Origin of the sequence: Allobosea sp. (genome assembly GCF_017308015.1) — a bacterium.
GTDB lineage: Bacteria > Pseudomonadota > Alphaproteobacteria > Rhizobiales > Beijerinckiaceae > Allobosea.
In genome coordinates, this window is record NZ_JAFKFW010000002.1 from 372736 (window position 1) to 391258 (window position 18523).

Here is an 18523-nt window from a genome sequence, read left to right on the forward strand (position 1 = left end):
CGCCGCAGTGCCCGATCACGCGGCGCAGTCGAAGCGGGCGATGACCGCCCTCGCCTCGGCGGCGGCCAGGGCGAGCGCATCGAGTGCGCTGTCGTTCGCCTCCTGCTGCGGCCCGGAAAGACCTTCCTCGATGCAGTCGGCCGCCTCGGCGACCTGCCATGCACCGATGGCGCGCGCCGCGCCCTTCAGGGTGTGGGCAGCATCGATCCTCGCCTGCCGGTCGGCGCTGCCATGGATGGTCCGGAGGTGGACGACGCATTGCTGGGCAAACAGCGTGAGCAGTTCGCGCTCCAGATCGTGGTCGCCGGCGGTCTGGCGCGAGAGATAGGCGAGATCGATGGCCTTCTCGGTCATGTCGGAAACTCTTGGACTGATGTCATCAAATGGCCGCATGGGCCGGTCTCGTGCCCTTCAGGAAGCGCCCGGATGGTAAACGAGGCGTTAACGACGTTTGTGAATCGCATGGTCAAATGGGTTTCCAATGCTCCGGGGGTCCACTACCCTTCCAATTGGTAAATGATGGGCGCAGTGTCTCCGTTCACCCGGCCAGAGGCGGCATGGGGCGGCGGTGATCACCGTATGCGCCCATGTTCAGTAGCGTGGCGAGGCGGCACCGATGAATCGACCCAAGAAGCTCCAGGATCCCACTGAAGCTGCGATGTCGGCAATCGAAGAGGCTCTTCGCCTTGACCAGCCCAGGGAAGGCGAAGAGACGCCGATCGAAACCGAGCCTCGCCTGCCTTCGACCAGCGAGAACGACCTGAAGCTCGAACTGCCGCGGGTCGAGCCGGCTCCGGCATCGCCTCTGCCGGCCTCCGCCGCTCCTGCCCCGCAACAGCCAGCGCCGCCTCGCGCCGCGATCGCGCCCGATACCAGCCGCGTCGCCAATGACGACCGCCGGGATTCCAGCTCGCTGGTCCAGGCCTTCGCCGTGCGCCCGTCGCGCAAGCCCTACTGGTTCGCCGCGCTGGCCTCGCTCGCCTGGCTCGGCGGCGCCGCCTTCGTCCTGCTCGGCCGCTACGGCTCGTTCAGCAACGGCCTGCCTGAGCCTGTCGCCAGCTTCGGCATCGGCGAATGGACCCTGCTCGCGCTCTCGGTCGGAGCGCCCGTCGTCTTCTTCTTCGTGCTGGCGGCGCTCTATCGCCGTACCCAGGAAATGCGCCTGATCTCGCGCGCGATGACCGAGGTCGCGCTGCGCCTCGCCGAGCCCGAGGTCGCCGGCGCCGATTCCGTGCTGTCGCTCAGCCAGACCATACGCCGCGAGGTTGCCGCCATGGGCGACGGCATCGAGCGCGCCGTGGCGCGTGCCGGCGAGCTGGAAACCATCGTCCGCGGCGAAATCTCGACGCTGGAGCGCGCCTATGCCGACAACGAAATCCGGCTGCGCTCGCTGATCGACGAGCTCGTCACCCAGCGTGAGGCCGTGGTCGGCAATGCCGAGCGCGTCAAGCTCGCCATCAGCGGCGCCCATGACGGGCTCGCCAAGGACCTCGACAGCGCCAGTCGCGCCATCGCGGAAGCCGTCTCGCAGGCGGGCGACCGCGTCACCGGCTCTCTCGGCGCCAAGGGCGACCAGATCACGCAGGCACTCGGCCGCGCCGGCGAGAAGATGATCGAGGAGATCAGCGGCCGCAGCCATGACCTCGTGGAGCGCCTGCAGATCACCTCCGGCGAAGTGTCCGAGCGCCTGGCCGGCGCCAGCGGCAACCTGTCGGACATGCTCGACGGCCGCGCCAAGGAAATCGCGAGCTCGCTGGAGCGCACCGGAGCCGTCCTCACCGAGGGCCTGACCACCGGCGCTCAGGACGTCACCCGCGCCATCAGCGAGACCGGCAACCAGGTCGCCGAGACGCTGACCGGCCGCGTCGAGAGCGTCAACGAACTGCTCAAGAACACCGGCGAGACGCTTGCCCGCGACATCTCGGCGCGCGGCACGGAAGCGGCCGAGCGCTTCGAGGTCAGCAGCCGCAACATGGTCGCGCTGATCGAGAGCCAGAGCGAGGCCCTGCAGGCGCGCCTGGCGGAATCCGGCGAAGCGCTGCGCAGCGCCCTCTCCGACGAGGGCGAGAGCGTCACCACGCGCCTCGCCGAGGTCGGACGGGGCGTCAACAGCCTGCTCAACCGCCAGAACGAAGCCATCGCCAACCGCCTCACCGAAGTCGGCGAAAGCGTGCATGGTCTCATCGGCACGCATGGCGACACGCTGGTCAATCGCCTCAACGACACCGCCCGCACCGTCGACGACGTGCTGCGCGAGCGCAGCGAGGCGATCATCCTGCGCGTCACCGACGCCGGCCAGTCCCTCAGCGAGTCCGTCGCGCAGCACGGCGACACCCTCACCGGCCGCATCACCGATGTCGCGGGCCAGGTGAACGGGCTCTTCACCGAACAGGGCGGCAAGCTCGTCGACCGCCTCAACGAAACCGGCCAGACCGTCCATACCCTGCTCGACCAGCAGGCCGAGAAGCTCGTCGACCGCGTCTCCAGTGCCGGCAGCGAGCTCGCCGATCTGGTCGGCCAGCAGAGCGATGGCGTCGTCGAGCGCGTCTCGCAGGCCGGCAATGAATTGGCCCGTGTGCTCACGGAGCGAAGCGAAGCAGCGGTCACCAGCGTCTCGGATGCCGGCCGCAGCCTCGCCAGCCTGATGGGCGAGCACAGCGACGCCACCGTCGCGCGCGTCTCCAATGCCGGCGCCGATGTCGCCAAGCTCCTGTCGGAGCGCAGTGAGGCGCTGGTTTCCAGCGTCTCCGGCGCCGTCAACACGGTCGAGACCCGCCTGCGTGACGAGAGCGAATTGCTTGTGAGCCGCCTGACCCAGGCCGGGCAGGACGTCAGCGCCGTCGTCGGCGGCGAGAGCGAGCGCCTGCTCTCCGGCCTTTCCGAGACCGGCATGCGCGTCAGCGCGCTGCTCGAGGAGCAGGCCGGCGCGATGACCGTCAAGGTTTCGCAGGCCGGGCTCGAGATCAAGGACCTGCTCGGCAACGAGAGCCAGGCGCTGGCCAGCCGCGTCGCCGATGTCGGCCGCTCCGTTCACGGCATCCTGGCCGAGCGTTCGAACGCGCTGATCTCCCGCCTCGCCGAGACTGGCGCCAGCATTGACCAGCAGCTCGACGAGCGCGGAGCCGTTCTGGCCTCGCGCATCACCGGCAGCATCGAAGCGGCGCAGAACGCGCTCGAACAGCAGCAGACCGGCTTCCTCGCCAGCATCGGCGACACGGCTGAGAAGGTCGGTGCCCTGCTCGGCGAGCAGCGCGAGACCATGGTGCGCGATCTCGTCAGCACCGGCCGCGAGGTCCACACCCTGCTCGGCGAGCAGAGCGAGGATCTGGCGCGCCGCATGACCGAGGCGACCCGATCCCTCACCGAGACGATCAATGTCGACGGCCGCCATGTCGCCGACCGCGTTTCCGAGGCGACACAGGGCCTGCGCGACACTTTCACCGTGCATGCCGAGGAAGCCCGCACCATGCTCGCCGGCACCGGCCGCGAGATCGTGATGGCGCTGACCCAGCAGGGCGGCCGCGTGAACGAGGCACTTTCGGCCAATGCCGAATCGATGCTGCGTTCGGTCGAGGGCCGTGCCCAGGCACTGAACGAGGCGCTGGCCTTGCGCCACGACGCGCTGACCAGGCTCTTCGACGAGCGCGGGCATGAAATCGAAGCCGCTCTCGGCGGACGTCTTGCGGCGTTCTCGGCGCTTTTCGACACGCAGGGCCGCGACGTCGAGAACGCACTCGCCGCGCGCCTGGGCGCCTTCGAGGACCTGATCGTCAACCAGGGCGGCCTCCTGACCGCCAAGATTTCCGGCGACGCACAGCAGCTTACCGCAGCGCTCCATGCCGGCATCGCGCAGGTCGAAAAGCTCATCTCCGAAGACAGCGTCCTGCTGGCCGACAAGGCTGGTACACGCGCGCTGGAAGCGGCGGAGCTCCTCGCCAGTCGCACCCGCGAGGCGGCGGACGCGATGGAAAGCCAGATCAAACTGTTCGAGGACCGCTCCGGCACCAAGAGCGCCGAGATCGCCGGCACGCTCGATAGCCTGATCGCCCGCATCGACGGCAGCCTGGGCTCGCGTGCCACCGCCCTCAACGAGGCGCTGGTCGAGCGCACGGTCGATATCGCCCGCGTGCTGGCCGAAGGGGGGCGCGAGGTCACCCGCGCGCTCGCAGCCAAGGCCGACGAAATCGGCGAGGTCGTCACCTCCAAGAGCGAGTCGCTCACCCGCACGCTCAGCGACAAGGCCGATACGATCAACGCGACGCTGGGCGGCCGCGCCCTCCAGATCGCCGATACGCTCGACCAGAGTGTCGCGCGTTTCGAGGAACGCGTCGTCGGGCGACTCGATACGGTCTCGCACACGCTCGACACCCGCGGCGACGAGATCGCCGCCACGCTGCAGGGCCGTTCGGAAGCCATCGCCACGGTTCTGGCCGAGCGGGCGCAGGAGCTGCGCGCCCTCTTCGACGACCAGGGCGGCGGCATGGTCTCGGCGCTCGCCGGGCAGAGCGAAGCCATCGCGGCCGCGCTCACCGAGCGCGCCGAGCAGTTGCGCACCCTGTTCGACGATCGCGGGCTCGGCATAGTTGCCGCGCTCGGCCGTCGCGGCGATGCCATCTCGGGCGCGCTCGACCAGCGCGCCGAGCAGCTGCGCGCGATCTTCGAGGGCCAGGGCGCCGGCATCGTCACCGCCCTGGAGCGCCAGGGCACGGCGATCGCCAATTCGCTGGACGAGCGGACGGACGCCATGCGGGCCGCCTTCGACGCCAAGGGCCACGGCCTCGTCGAATTGCTCGGCCGCCAGGGCGATACGATCACCCAATCGCTCGACGAACGCGTGGAGACTCTGCGTGGCGTCTTCGAGGCCAAGGGCAGCGGCCTCGTCGCAGCCCTCGGCGAGCAGGGCGCGACCTTCACCCAGTCGGTCGACGAGCGTGTGGAAGCCCTGCGCGCCGTGTTCGACGCCAGGAGCAATGGTGCCGTCGAGGCGCTGAACGAGCGCGGCGAAGCGCTGGCCAACGAGTTCGCCTCCGTCGGCGAGACGGTGGTGCGTGCGCTCGAAAGCCGCGGCAACGCCATCGTCGCCAGCCTGCGCGATCGTGGCGCGGCGATTGCGAATGCGGTCGAAGCTTCGTCCAATGCGCTCCGCGAGACGCTCGAAGCGGGTTCGCGCCAATCGATCGAGGCGCTGATCGGCACCAACGACCAACTCCGCGACGAGCTGGGGGGCATGTTGGGACGCCTCGGCGAGGCCAACAAGCTGATGCAGCAGATCGTCAACGGCGCCAACAAGAACCTCGCGGCCGTCGAGAATGGCCTGTCGACCCGCGTCGGCGAGCTTCAGACTGTGATCGGAACCGTGATGACGGAAGCCGGCTCGGCCTCGCAGCAGGTCACGGCGCAGATCGCCGAACTGAAGAGCTTCTCGGAAGGCACCCTGCGGGAGACGACTGCGCTGATCGGCCAGCTCGACGACCGCGGCACCTCGCTCAACGAGGCGACGCAGGCCAGCAGTGCGGCGCTCAACGCCGTCGCCGGCCGGCTGGAGCAGATCGAGAACCGCGTTGGCAAGGCCTTGATCGAACGTCGCGAGGCGCTGGAGCAACTGCACGGGCTCATCGCCAACCGCACCGACGACGTCGAATCCATCACCCGCTCCTTCGCCACGCTGATCGATGATTCGCTCAGCACGGCCGAAGCGCGAGCCCGCCAGATCGGCGCGGTTTTGTCCGACTCGGCAGAATCGACAACGAACGCGATCGCCCAGCAGTTCGAGACCATCCGCTCGGCCACCGGGCAGGAGCGCGAACGCACGGCGGAAGCCCTGCGCGCGGCCTATGCCCAGGTCTCTACCGAGATCGGCGGCGAGATCGCCAAGGTCACCGAACGCTTCCAGAAGGCGGCGCAGGACATGCGCGGCATCACCGGTGGCATCCAGCGCGAGCTGGAGGCGACCCGCGCCGAGCTGAAGCGCGGCGTGCTCGAACTACCGGCCGAGGCCCAGGAATCGACCTCGGCCATGCGCCGGGTCGTGGCCGAGCAGATCAAGGCGCTGAACGATCTCACCGAGATCGTAACGCGCGCCGGCCGCCGCGGCGACGTCTCGCTGCCGATCGACCATGTCGCCAGCCGGCGCCCGGCCGCGGCTGCAGTGGTCGCCGCCGCCGTTGCCACCCCGGCCGCTCCGGCGCGACCTGCCCAGGCTTTCCCGCCTGCACCTCAGCACACGCCTGCCGCGGAGGAGCCTCTGCTGCGGCCGTCCATCGATGCTGCGGCGAGCGAGCCCGAGCAGCCTGCCGCGCCGCGCGTCGCCGCCCGCATCGAGACGGCGACCGCGCCGACCCGTCCGGCCTCCGTGCAGGACGTGTCGCGCCGCCAACCGGAGCCCACACAGCAGCCGGCCAAGACGGGCTGGCTCTCGGACCTCCTGACCCGCGCCTCGCGCGAGGACAAGCAGCCGGAGCCGAGCAAGCCGACGACGCATTCGATCGAGAAGCTCGATTCGCTCTCGGTCGACATCGCGCGGATGATCGACCATGACGCCGCCGTCGAATTGTGGGACCGCTACAAGCGCGGCGAGCGCAACGTCTTCACCCGCCGGCTCTACACGCTGCAGGGCCAGCAGACCTTCGACGAGATCCGCCGCAAGTACCGGCGCGATGCCGAGTTCAAGGACACGGTCGACCGCTATATCGACGAGTTCGAGCGCCTGCTCGGCGAAGCCGCCAAGGACGACCGCGACTCGATGGTGGCCAAGACCTACCTCACCTCGGAGACCGGCAAGGTCTACACGATGCTGGCCCATGCCAGCGGGCGCTTCGAGTAAGCACCGGGCACAACCGGAACGAGAAAGGCCGCCCCGCAAGGGCGGCCTTTTACTTTTCAGATGGCTATGGAGAGGCTAACCGGGCGCCGCCGCCCGGAAACGCGCCTCACCCCGGTTCACGAAACAGGTCTTGTCGAACAGGGCGAGGTCGAGCGGGTTGGGCAGCCGCACATCCGCGATCCCGGGGAAGGATTTGCCCGAGGCTTCATAGGAACGGTCGACCTGCGAGAGGAAGACGAGGATCACCCCCCTCTCCCGCGCGAAGGCTTTCAGCGTCCTCACCTGCAGCTCCAGCTCCGGCGTATCACGGCGCTGGTCGAGCAGTTGCAGGTAATCGATCACCGCCACCGTGCCACGCGACGCATCGGCCAGCCTTACCATGACGTAGTTGGCGCTGATCGCATCGGAACAGTCGCAATCGAACAGGCCCGCGAACTCAGCCGGCTCGACATTGATCGCCCGCAGACGGGAGAGCACGTCAGCCGGCGTGTATTCAAGCGTAAGGAAGATAGCTTGGCGCCCGGCACGCATCGCTTCGGCAAGAAGGGCCAGGCTCGCCAGCGTCTTGCCCTGCCCGGGCCGTCCCGCCACCAGTACGAGATCGCCCGGTTCAAGCAGCGGCCAGAGCGCGCGAACCGATGCCATTCCGGGCTGCTTGGCTGCGAGCAGGTTCCAGCTGCGATAGCCCTCCTCGGCCGCGACGCGGTCGAGGGCTACGTGGAGCGGGATGCGCTCCGCCCGGCTCAGGAGGCGCGCTTTACGTTTCAACTGATGGATCGGAGCCGACAAAATCATGACGTAAACCTCCTATCGCAGGCAGCTCACGCAATCCCTCCTCACGCGTGGTGCCCGGACAGTCGGTCAGGTCGATGGAAATGCCCCGCATGATGATGCTGCCCCGGCTGGAGGGGGGAGGCTCGGGCCGAGCCGGAATCAAAGCCTAGCGCAGCATTGGTTCGAAGGAAATCGCGGGTTGCCGGCGAAATGCGCTCAGCGTGCCCAGCGCACGATCTCGACCAGGACCTGCGACAGCGCCCGGTCGAGCGCCTGGGTCGCAGCCGGTCCGTCGACCGCGCCAGCCGGTACGCGCGCCGCGAACAGCCGCGCCCGCTGGATCTGCCCGGTCCGGTCACCGACAATCCGGGCAGTGATCTCGACCACCGCCGTTCCGCTCGCCGCATCAATGTTGAAGCTGCGGATATTGGTATTGAGCTGGACATCAGGCGAGATGCGCTGGCCCGGCCCCGAAACCGAGCCGACCCGTCCGGCATTCTCGAAGGTCTGGATCAGGCGGGCTTGCACCAGCGCCGGAACGCGATCGGCCCATTGCGCCCCGCCGACGAAGGACAGGGCCCCGCTTGAATCTCTGACGATGACCCGATCGGAATCGAGCGCCTGGACTGCCGTCGGCTCTGCCACGACCATCATCGCCCGCGATCCGCCTGCCTTGCCGAAGCCGCCCGGCGCCGAGAGATCGAATGTGGTGGGCGTCGCCCCGCCGCCGCAGCCGGCGAGAAACGCCGTTGCGGCCACCACCAGGACGGGGAGGAAGCGGCGAGCCCTGCGGGCCGGAGGAAACTGAACCTCGGTCGTCATGGGGCTAGCGTGATCCGTTGTACTGGGGAAGCGGCGGCTTGCCCCCGAAAATGAACTGCTGCGGGTTGCGTTCGAAATTCCGCAAGGTGCGGTTGAGTTCCGTGAGCGTACGTTTGCCGTCGGCAGCCAGCGTCTCGACATCGCGCAGGCCCGGCCCGGTGAAGCGGCTGATGCCTGCCGTGATCTCGGCGGTGCGCTTGTCGAGATTGTCGGCGAGTGTCCGGATCGATTTGGCAGCGTCCGCGACCTCCTGGAAAGCGCTGCGGCCGTCGGGGCCCGATCCCGACTCAAGGAAGCCCTTCGCCGCCTTCAGCACGCCCTCAACCTGATCGGCCGCCTTGTCCAGCTTCGCCGAGATCGAGGCTGCGTCCTTGACCACCTTGGCGACATCGGCGCTCGAGCCTCCGAGCGCGCCGGTGAACTTGTCGACGTTCTCGACGATGCTGGCGATCCGGTCTCGATCGACCGAGCGCACCACCGCGGTCAGCTCCTCGCTCAGCGATTGCAGCCTCTGCGAGAGCGGCTGGATCGTCTCGGCGATGCTGCCGAAACCGGCCATCAGCTTGTCGAGCCCGTCGGCATTGTTGCCGAGCGCCTGCGAGAATTTTTCGACATTGCGGACGGTGTTGTTGATCGGCGTGGCGTTCTGCTTGATCAGCCCATCGAGGGAGGTAAGCATGCCATCGGCCTTCTGCGCGACGTTGCGCACGGTTTCGATGATATCCTGCAACTCGGAGCGCTCGGCGATGATCGTCGGCATCGGCTCGCCGGGCTTGGCCTTCAGCATCGGTGCGGAAGGATCGCCGCCGATGAGCTGCAGCGCAACCACGCCGGCCAAACCTTGGGCCTCGATGCGCGCGCGCGTGTCGTCACGCACGGGCGTCGTGTTGGCGACCTGGATCACCGCATAGATACGCCGCGGATCGTCCGGCTGAAGCTCGATACTGGTGACCTCGCCGACGCGCAGACCGTTGAAGAGCACGCTCGATCCACGGCCCAGCCCGGTCACCGTACCGGTGAAGATGACGCGGATGCTCTCCTTGCTTCCCGCCCCGCCGCTGTTGAACCAGTAGACGAAGCCGAAAGCCGCCGCGAGGACCGCGAGCGTGAACAGGCCGACGAGTGCGTAATTGGCGCGCGATTCCATGCCCTAGCCGCTTCGTCCCTGCTCTCCTGCCGGCAGTCTGGCCATGGCGCGCTCGCCGCCGAAATAGGCCTTCAACCATGGGTGGTCGGACGCCAGCATCGCCGCCAGCGGGCCGACCGCGATCACCTTCTTGTCCGCCAGAGCGGCGATTCGGTCGCAAGCATGATACAGGCTGTCGAGATCATGGGTTACCATGAAGACGGTCAGGCCCAGTGTCTGCTTCAAGGTCATGATTAGATCGTCGAATTCGGCGGCGCCGATCGGATCCAGCCCCGATGTCGGCTCGTCCAGGAAGACGATCTCGGGATCGAGCGCGAGCGCGCGGGCGAGTGCGGCGCGCTTGATCATGCCGCCCGAAAGTTCGGACGGCACCTTGTCGGCAGCGTCGCGCGGCAGGCCGACAAGATCGAGCTTCACCATCGCCAGTTCGTCGAGCAGATCGGGCGAGAGCTGGAGGTATTCCCGCATCGGCACCTGGATATTCTGCTTTACCGTCAGCGCCGAGAACAGCGCGCCCTGCTGGAACATGACGCCGAAGCGCCGCTCGAGCACACGGCGCTGCTGGAGATTCAGGTCGTCGACATCCTCGCCGAAAACCTCGATCGTCCCGCGCCGCTTGCGGACGAGCCCGAGGATCGTGCGCGTCAGCACCGACTTGCCTTGACCGGAGCCGCCGACGAAGCCGAGGATCTCGCCCCGGAACACGTCGAGATCGAGCCCCTCCATGATCACCTTGTCGCCAAAGGCGACCTTGAGGTCACGGACGCGGATGACAGCCTCGGGTTCGCCGAGAGCCTGCGCCGAACCGGTATGTGACGCGCCCTGCCCTGTCATCGTCAGAACTCGATCGAGGCGAAGAACATGGCGAAAAGCCCATCGACGACGATGACCATGAAGATCGCCTTCACCACCGAGGCGGTGACCTGCCGGCCGAGCGATTCCGCCGAACCCTTGACCGCGAGTCCCTCGATCGAGGCGATCAACCCGATGACGAAGGCCATGAAAGGCGCCTTGATCAGGCCGACGGCGAAATGCTTCCAGGTGATGACCGATTGCAACCGAGCGAGGAAAGTATCGACCCCGATGCCACCATAGAGCCAGGAGACGAGGCCGGCGCCGACCAGTCCGGCCATCGCCGAGATGAAGGTCAGGATCGGCAGCGAGATGATCAGCGCGAGGATGCGTGGCACGACCAGAACCTCGATCGGGTCGAGCCCCATTACGCGCAAGGCATCAATCTCCTCGCGCATTTTCATCGAGCCGATCTCCGCCGTGAAGGCCGAGCCCGAGCGGCCGGCGATCATGATCGAGGTCAGGAGGACCGCGAGCTCGCGCAGGATCAGGATGCCGGTCAGGTTCACCACGAAGGCGGAGGCGCCGAACTGCTGGAGCTGGAAAATTCCCTGCTGCGCGACGATGCAGCCGACGAGGAACGAGATCAGCATGATGATCGGCGCGCCGTTGAAGGCGATCAGCTCGATCTGGTTGACCAGCGACGGTCCGCGAAACTTGCGCGGGCCGAGGACGACACTGGCCGAGCCGACCACGACCTCTCCGAGGAACATGGCGCCGCCGACCATGTCCCGGCCGAAGCGCACCACGCCCTCACCGATATCGACGAGCACGTCGACGATCCCGAAATGCCGACGGGATTTCGGCGGATCCTCGTCGTGAAGCTGGACCTCGGCCAGGAGGATGCCGTGCTCGGGCCGGCGGCTGACGAGTTCGACCTCGATGCCATTCCGTTTCTGCCGGGACTTCAGCCGATTGAGGACGTAGGCGCCAAGCGTATCGAGCCGCGTCACCTCGGACAGATCGACCCGGGCACCGGACTGCGTCAGGCGCTCGCTGATCTCGGTGACCAGTTCCTCGATGCGCGGGGCACGGTCGGCGCTCCACGAGCCCGTCAGCGCCACCGCGAGCGTGCCCGCGTCATCGCGGATAGCCGCCTGCGGTTCGGCGGTATCGAGACTCGCCATATCGCCCTGAGGCCCTCATCCCCTCGCCGGAACTGCCAGACGGCCTTGCACGCGTCCGCGCATTGCCGTGGCATCGGCTTTCACCCCCAGCCCTGTATTGCTGCGCCGCGCCTGCTTGGCAAGCAGCGAGCCTTCCGGCGGCGTCCGAGGCGTAGCCAATACGTTGCTTGGCCCGAAAACGACCGTCTGCCTGGCAATCTGTTCCAATTCGGGGCGGTGGCAGCAATTCCTTAAGCAATCGCAAGGCAGGCTTGGTTCACAACTTCATCCCCGGTTCCCTGATTCGGCCGGTCCTTCGAAGGCAGATCCGTCATGGGCGATGCGCGCTCGCTGACACCACTGAGCCAGGCCGACTACGAGGCGATCGAGGCCGCGGTGATGGAGACGGCACGCGGCCGCTGGTTCATGGTCGAATACGCCAAGCGCAACCGGCAGGCGGACACCCTGCAACTGCTCGGCGCCATCCAGCGAATCGAGCGCGTCGTCGGGCTCGGCGTGCAGGAAACCAGCCGGGAAACCAATCTGATCGAGGCTGCAGCGCTCATCAGCGATCTGCGCACCGATCTCGAACGCATCAGCGGCAAGGCCGAAGCTCGCTCCTCGGGGCTCGCCGCCCAGATCGAGAAAGCCGCCGGCGCCGTTCTCGCCGCGACCGAGGGCGTCCAGGAGGCTGCCTGGGGACTGCGCGAAACCGGCGCGGATGTGGCAGCCTGCGATATGCTCGACCGACGCGCCGCCGAGATTTCTACGGCGATCGGCGTCGTCGACAGCGTGGTCCAGCGGATCGACAAGATCGCCGATACGATCGCCATGCTGGATTCGAGCCTCCGGGCCTTCGGCGAGGTCTCGCGGGAGAGCAGCGTGAGCTTCGAGGCCATGGCGGCGACCACGGACACGATGATCGTGCCGCCCCCTTCCGCCGCGCCGCGCCATTACGACGATCTCGACATCGCGACCGATGGCCATGCTCCGGTCCCGCTGGAATTCCCGGACCGAATGGCGTCGGAAGCACGCTTCGCCACAGTCCAGTTGCTCGACGACGATATCGTCTTCAGCGATTCCGGCAACGCCCATCCAGAGCCCGCGCGCCCGGCCGCCACCCCTTCGGAATCCGCGCTGCGCGACATCGATGCGCTGCCGGCCGAGCGTAAGCTCGCCTATTTCGTCTAGCTTCGCCGCGCCGGCCGCTAGTTCTCGCGCCGGATCGCACTCTCATGCCAGCGATGGAGCAGCAGGTACGAGATCAGGCTGGTTGCCAGGAAAATGGCGATGCCTGAGAGCGAGATCATCACCAGTGCCGCGAAGACGCGCGGTATCTTGAGCTGGTAGCCTGCCTCTAGGATGCGATAGGCGAGGCCCGAGGCGCTACCGCCTGTGCCGGCGACGAACTCGGCCACGACCGCACCGATCAGCGCAAGACCGCCCGAAATCTTCAGCCCCGCGAGGAAATAGGGCAGCGCCGCAGGCAGCTTGAGATAGCGCATCGTCTGCCAGCGCGAGGCGCCATAGAGTTCGAACAGGTTGACGAGGTTGTGATCGGCCGAGTTCAACCCGAGGATCGTGTTCGACAGGATCGGAAAGAAGGCGACGATCCAGGCACAGATCAGCAGCGACAGGTCGATGTCGTTGGCCCAGATGATGATCAGCGGGGCGATGGCAACGATCGGCGTGACCTGCAGAATGACGGCGTAGGGCAGGAGCGCCATCTCCAGCCATTTCGACTGGCTGAACAGCACCGCGAGCGTCACGCCCACAACGATCGCAGCGGCGAGCGCCATGAAGGTGATCTTCAGTGTCACCCAGAGCGAGCCCGAAAGCGTGCCCCAGTCGGCCACCAGCGTCTGCCCGACCAGGATCGGCCCGGGGAGGACGTAATGCGGGATATCGTTCCAGCGGACCGCGAATTCCCAGAGCGCCAGCACGGCGACGCCGATCACCAGCGGCGCGAAGATACGCGGCCAGACACTGGCAGGCAGGCCGAGAATGTTGGCCTCGACCGCCGCGATCGGCCGTGCCTGCGCGTCGGTTCCGTCCGAATTCAAGCTTTCAACGGGCACGTTCATCAGCCGATCGCCTCTTTGAGCTTGGTCGAAGCGACGCGGCAGAGATGGGCGTATTCACCGGAGGTCCGGAACAGGTCGTCGCGCGGATAGGCGGCATCGACTGACAAATCGGCCATGACCCGGCCGGGGCGCGCCGCCATCACCACGATGCGCTCCGAGAGATAAACGGATTCGAAGACCGAATGGGTGACGAAAACGGCGGTGAAGCGCTCACGCTCCCACAAGGACAGCAGGTCGTCGTTGAGGCGGTGGCGGGTGATCTCGTCGAGCGCAGCGAAGGGCTCGTCCATCAGCAGGATCTTCGGCCGCATCACCAGCGCACGTGCAATCGAGACGCGCATCTTCATGCCGCCCGAGAGTTCACGCGGGTAGGATGCCTCAAAGCCCCTCAGGCCGACCAGCGCCAGCATTTCGGCGGCACGCGCCTCGGCTTCGGCTCTCGGCACGCCCTTGAGCTTGAGCGGCAGCATGACGTTGGCGAGCGCATTAGCCCAGGGCATCAACGTTGGGTCCTGGAAGACGAAGCCGAGATCGCGTGCGCCGTGGCCGGCACTGCCCTGCGCATCTCCGGTCTCGCCCGGCCAGGTGATCGAGCCTGTCGTCGGCGCGCCGAGCCCCGCGATCATGCGCAGCAGCGTCGACTTCCCGCAGCCGGACGGGCCGAGCAAGCTGATGAACTGCCCTGCCCCCAACTCCAGATCGACATCCCGCACGGCCAGCGTGCCATTGGCGAAGCGCTTCGAGACGTGCCGGACGGCCACCAGCGGGGTGCTTGCGGCGGATTGCGGCTTCGTCTCGTCCATCGTCACAGTCATCTTTTCAGCAATGCTTGTCCGGCTCAGCTCTTGCCGATGCCCTTGTTGACGAAGTCGAGGCTGTAAGCCTTCTTCACGTCGACACCGGCGGGAACCACACCGGCTTCGTTCATCGTCTTGTAGAAGCTCGCCCAGCGCGCATCGGTCATCGCGCCGATGCCGAGCGTCTTGGCGTCTCCGGAGACGACGATGCCGCGCTCGTTCATGACCTTGAGCGCGTAGTCGATCTTCTCCTGATCCATGTCGGGATTATCCTTCAGGATCCGGGCATTGGCGGCGGCGTTGCCGGGGCCGCCCTTCATGTATTCCGCCCAGCCCTCCAGCGTCGCATCGGTGAAGCGCTGCACCAGTTCCTTCTTCTCCTGGACCATCTTCCGGGAGAGCGTGATCGTGGTGTTGTAGTTCTCGAAGCCGGCATCGGCGAGAAGATGCACGACCGGGTCGACTCCCGCCTTGCGGATGACGAAGGGCTCGGAGGACAGGAAACCCTGCTGCGTCAGCTTCTTGTCGGCCAGAAACGGCGCCATATTGAACGTGTAGGGACGAATCTGTTCGTCCTGATAGCCGAATTTGAGCTTCAGGAACGGCCAGAAGCCGACGCGGGCCTGCGCCGCGATCAGAATCGGCTTGCCCTTCAGGTCGGCGAGCGTGTCGTTGCCCTGGCCGGGATGCGAGATCAGGACCTGCGGGTCCTTCTGGAAGATCGAGGCGATGCAGAGGAAGGGCAGGTTCTCATGCGCGAAGCTGAGCGCTTCCAGCGAGTTGCCCATGATCATGTCGACGCGGCCGCCGAGCAGGAGCTGAGTGGGATTCTGCTGCGGACCGCCGGGGCGGATCTCTACGTCGAGGCCGTATTTCTTGTAGATGCCGTTGGTCGCGGCGAGATAGAAACCACCATGCTCGGTCTGGGCGCGCCAGTTGGTCTGGTAGCTGACCTTGTCGAGCGTCTGCGCGTTGACGCGCGCGCCCGGCACCGGAATAAGCAGGGACGCGGTGGAGCCGCCGATCAGCCCCAGCGCGGCGCGCCGGTTCACGCGATATTTCATCGTCGCCATCTCGCTCTCTCCCCTCTCGCCGCCGCCAATCCGACCACTGGCCCGTCTCCTTATCCCATGCGATAGGACGGCGGGACAATGCAACGCCGTGCGGCCGGGTTTCTGCACAGAAACAAGGCGACCGCACCGGTTCCTGACAGGCCTGATCATGACCGCACGTTTCTGGGGCGACCTGAAGAGCTCCGACTTCGCCACGCTTTCTGCCGATCGCACCGTCGCGGTGCTGCCGCTGGCGGCGATCGAGCAGCACGGCCCCCATCTGCCGGTCTCCGTCGATACGACAGTGATGAACGGGATGTTGGCCGAGGCCATGCCACTTGTGCCGGCCGGTCTCGACGTGCTCGTCCTGCCCACGCAGGCGGTCTGCAAGTCGAACGAGCATCTGCATTCGCCGGGTACCGTGACGATCGGCTGGGAGAGCGCGATCCGCTCCTGGATCGAGATCGGCGAGAGCGTGAAGCGGGCGGGCCTGCGCAAGCTGGTGCTGATCACCTCGCATGGCGGCAATGTCGACCCGATGAAGATCGCGGCTCGGGAACTGCGCGTCGAGCACGGGATGTTCGCCGTCTGCACCGCCTGGATGTCCTTCGGCCTGCCGGAGGGGCTCTATGGCGAGCTCGATGTCCGCCACGGCATCCATGGCGGCGATGTCGAGACCTCGCTGATGCTGCATTTCCGGCCCGACCTCGTCGACATGGGCCAGGCCGGGCTGTTCAAGCCCCATACGGTGACCATGGCCGAGGAAGGCTACGCGCATCTGCGCCCGACCGGCCCGCATGCCTTCGCCTGGATGGCGCAGGACGTGAACCGCGCCGGCGCGGCGGGCGATGCCAGCCTCGCGACCGCCGCGAAGGGCAAGGCGACGGCGGCCCTCCAGGCGCAGGGCTTCGCTCAATTGATGGCCGATGTCGCGCGGATGCCGCTCGACACGCTCTACAAGGCAGGCTGAGCCTCACTCGGGATCGAGGAGGCGCGGCCCCGGCCCCTCCTCTGCCAGGCGATCGAGAGGATTGTGCAGCGGACAATCCCGCACCGACAGGCAACCGCAGCCGATGCAGCCGTTCAGATGGTCGCGCAGTCGCGTCAGCCGGTCGATGCGGCGTTCCAGCTCCTGTTTCCAGGCTGACGAAAGCCGCGTCCAGTCGGCGACGGTCGGCGTGCGTTCCTGCGGCAGCGCCCTGAAGGCCTCGCGGATCGTCTTCAGCGGGATGCCGGCCCGCTGCGCCACCTTGATGATCGCGACCCGGCGCAGCACTTCTCGGGCATAGCGACGCTGATTGCCGGCCGTGCGATGGCTGCGGATCAGCCCTTCGGCTTCGTAGAAGTGCAGCGCCGATACGGCGAGCCCGCTGCGGCGGGCGACATCGCCGACGCTGAGTTCGATCGGCAAATGCACCGGCTGGGGCACTGGAAACACCTCTTGACCTTAACCTTACTTGAGGTTCTATAAACCCCGCTCCCGTGATGCAAACCGGAGCGTTTCCATGCACCAGAAGGTCGATACGCGGATCAGGCTCGCCCTGATCTATGGCAGCAGCCGCGAAGGCCGCTTCTGCGACAAGGTCGCCGGCTGGGCGATCTCGCAGATCGCGGGCGACGGCCCCTTCGACCTCGCGGTCGTGGACCCCGGCGACATGGACCTGCCGCCGCGCCATGTCAGCGGCAAGCACCCTGCCCTCGAAGAGCTCCGGCAGATCATCGGCTGGGCCGACGGCTTCGTCGTGGTGACTCCGGAGTACAATCGCGGCTATCCGGCGATCCTGAAATTCCTGATCGACGCGGTCGGGCAGGAATGGCGCGGCAAGCCGGTCGGCTTCGTCTCCTATGGCGGGATCTCGGGCGGCTTGCGTGCGGTCGAGCAATTGCGCCTCGTCTTCGGGGAACTGCATGCTGCCCCGATCCGCGACGGCGTCGCCTTCGCCGATGTCTGGAGCCGCTTCGATGCAGAGGGCACACTGCTCGATGCCGACCGTGCCGAGCAGGCGATGGCGACGATGCTGGCGCAGCTCCACTGGTGGGCGAGCGCGCTGCGCAAGGCGCGCGAAACGGTGCCCTACGGCCAGTTCGCGGTGGCGTGATACGTCACGCGAACGTGGAAAGAGCTTCACAAATCCGAACTGGTCTCCTCGTGGCGGGATGCGGAACAATGCCGGTCCCAGATGAGGAGCCGACGGATATGAAGCTCAAACTTCTCCGCAACGCGACGCTGAAGCTCGATTTCGGGGGCCGGGTCTTCCTGATCGACCCCGATTTCGGCCCGCGCCATAGCCGCCGCTCCTTCACCGGGCGCTCGGAGAACCCGATGGTGGACCTGCCCGAGCCCATCGCGGACATCGTCGCCGGGGTCGAGACCGTGATCATCTCCCATCTCCATGCCGATCATTTCGACGAGGTCGCCAAGGAACGTCTGCCGAAGAACCTGCCGATCCTGTGCCGGCCAGGCGACGAGGCGGCGATCGCGCAGGCGGGCTTCGCCTCGATCACGGCGATCGACTGCTATATCAGGCTGGGGCCGATCATCCTGAAACGACACCCGGCCCAGCACGGCACCGGCGCCGTCGTCGAGAAGATGGGGCCGGTCATGGGGCTGAGCTTCGAGGCGCCGGGCGAGCCGACGCTCTACTGGTGCGGCGACAGCGTGCTCTATCCACCCCTGCGCGATGCCGCGACCGCGACAGGCCCCGACGTGATCGTCAGCCATTCCTGCGGGGCGATGTGGGACAACACGCTGATCGTGATGGATGCCGAGCAGACGCTCGACCTGGCCGAGGCTTTCCCGCATGCGACAGTGATCGCGACGCATATGGAAGCGCTCGACCACGCCACGGTCAGCCGTGCGGCTTTGCGCAAGGCGGCGAAGGAGCGCGGGGTCGATACCCGGCGCCTGCGCATCCCGGCCGATGGCGAGACCATCGAGCTCGGTGTGCCGGCGCTGGTATGAATCGTCTGAGCTAGCCGTCATGCTAGGGCTTGACCCGAGCATCTCTCGAAAGAGAGCGCCCTTCCTGCATGAAATTCTCGGGTCGAGGCTCCACCTCGCCCGAG

At 66.9% G+C, this 18523-nt stretch carries 15 protein-coding genes; 5 read left to right on the forward strand and 10 right to left on the reverse strand.

Annotated features, from left to right (window positions below):
* Positions 1-15: 15 nt before the first annotated feature.
* Positions 16-354 carry an Hpt domain-containing protein gene (locus J0I42_RS01825; protein ID WP_291652205.1) on the reverse strand — a complete coding sequence of 113 codons (339 nt, stop codon included), beginning with the start codon at positions 352-354 and terminating at the stop codon, positions 16-18.
* 262 nt (positions 355-616) lie between these two features.
* Here J0I42_RS01825 and J0I42_RS01830 point away from each other — a divergent pair, with 262 nt between their 5' ends.
* The gene (locus tag J0I42_RS01830) at positions 617-6823 is read left to right on the forward strand and encodes an apolipoprotein A-IV repeat region-like domain-containing protein (RefSeq protein ID WP_291652208.1); all 6207 of its coding nucleotides are present in this window, start codon (positions 617-619) and stop codon (positions 6821-6823) included.
* Positions 6824-6898: 75 nt separating this feature from the next.
* Here J0I42_RS01830 and J0I42_RS01835 read toward each other — a convergent pair whose 3' ends face one another.
* From J0I42_RS01835 to J0I42_RS01855, 5 genes are all read right to left on the reverse strand, one after another.
* Positions 6899-7618 carry a DNA helicase gene (locus tag J0I42_RS01835; RefSeq protein WP_291652210.1) on the reverse strand — a complete coding sequence of 240 codons (720 nt, stop codon included), beginning with the start codon at positions 7616-7618 and terminating at the stop codon, positions 6899-6901.
* 195 nt (positions 7619-7813) lie between these two features.
* Positions 7814-8419 carry an ABC-type transport auxiliary lipoprotein family protein gene (locus J0I42_RS01840; protein ID WP_291652212.1) on the reverse strand — a complete coding sequence of 202 codons (606 nt, stop codon included), beginning with the start codon at positions 8417-8419 and terminating at the stop codon, positions 7814-7816.
* A 4-nt stretch (positions 8420-8423) separates the two neighbouring features.
* A complete protein-coding gene (locus J0I42_RS01845) occupies positions 8424-9566 on the reverse strand; it encodes an MlaD family protein (protein WP_291652214.1) in 1143 nt (380 codons plus the stop codon).
* A 3-nt stretch (positions 9567-9569) separates the two neighbouring features.
* Positions 9570-10400 (reverse strand): ABC transporter ATP-binding protein, encoded by an 831-nt coding sequence (locus J0I42_RS01850; RefSeq protein ID WP_291652216.1) that lies wholly within the window; start codon positions 10398-10400, stop codon positions 9570-9572.
* A gap of 2 nt (positions 10401-10402) precedes the next feature.
* Positions 10403-11545 carry an ABC transporter permease gene (locus J0I42_RS01855; RefSeq protein WP_291652218.1) on the reverse strand — a complete coding sequence of 381 codons (1143 nt, stop codon included), beginning with the start codon at positions 11543-11545 and terminating at the stop codon, positions 10403-10405.
* A 312-nt stretch (positions 11546-11857) separates the two neighbouring features.
* On the opposite strand from J0I42_RS01855, the gene J0I42_RS01860 reads away from it, so the two are divergent.
* Complete coding sequence (locus J0I42_RS01860; RefSeq protein WP_291652220.1) at positions 11858-12715, forward strand: hypothetical protein; 858 nt, start codon at positions 11858-11860, stop codon at positions 12713-12715.
* A 17-nt stretch (positions 12716-12732) separates the two neighbouring features.
* Here the strand turns inward: J0I42_RS01860 and J0I42_RS01865 are convergent, their stop codons facing one another.
* Genes J0I42_RS01865 through J0I42_RS01875 form a run of 3 tightly spaced genes read right to left on the reverse strand, consistent with a single transcriptional unit; the run spans position 12733 to position 15478 of the window.
* Positions 12733-13608, reverse strand: a complete 876-nt coding sequence (locus J0I42_RS01865; protein WP_291652223.1) for an ABC transporter permease — start codon at positions 13606-13608, stop codon at positions 12733-12735.
* On the reverse strand, positions 13608-14423 hold the full coding sequence (locus tag J0I42_RS01870; protein WP_291652225.1) for an ABC transporter ATP-binding protein: 816 nt from the start codon (positions 14421-14423) through the stop codon (positions 13608-13610). Before J0I42_RS01870 ends, J0I42_RS01865 begins: the two co-directional genes overlap by 1 nt.
* Before the next feature lie 23 nt (positions 14424-14446).
* The gene (locus J0I42_RS01875) at positions 14447-15478 is read right to left on the reverse strand and encodes an ABC transporter substrate-binding protein (protein ID WP_291652227.1); all 1032 of its coding nucleotides are present in this window, start codon (positions 15476-15478) and stop codon (positions 14447-14449) included.
* A gap of 148 nt (positions 15479-15626) precedes the next feature.
* Between J0I42_RS01875 and J0I42_RS01880 the strand changes: the two genes are divergently transcribed.
* Positions 15627-16427, forward strand: coding sequence for a creatininase family protein (locus J0I42_RS01880; protein ID WP_291652229.1), 801 nt, complete (start codon positions 15627-15629; stop codon positions 16425-16427).
* A gap of 3 nt (positions 16428-16430) precedes the next feature.
* Here J0I42_RS01880 and soxR read toward each other — a convergent pair whose 3' ends face one another.
* Positions 16431-16886, reverse strand: a complete 456-nt coding sequence (gene soxR, locus J0I42_RS01885; RefSeq protein WP_291652232.1) for a redox-sensitive transcriptional activator SoxR — start codon at positions 16884-16886, stop codon at positions 16431-16433.
* A 76-nt stretch (positions 16887-16962) separates the two neighbouring features.
* Here soxR and J0I42_RS01890 point away from each other — a divergent pair, with 76 nt between their 5' ends.
* Together J0I42_RS01890 and J0I42_RS01895 are read left to right on the forward strand one after the other, a co-directional pair.
* Positions 16963-17556: an NADPH-dependent FMN reductase gene (locus J0I42_RS01890; RefSeq protein WP_291652234.1), complete on the forward strand. Its 594-nt coding sequence runs from the start codon at positions 16963-16965 to the stop codon at positions 17554-17556.
* Between the two features lie 98 nt (positions 17557-17654).
* Entirely contained in the window at positions 17655-18419 is a 765-nt protein-coding gene (locus J0I42_RS01895; RefSeq protein ID WP_291652236.1) for an MBL fold metallo-hydrolase, read from the forward strand.
* Positions 18420-18523 lie beyond the last annotated feature (104 nt).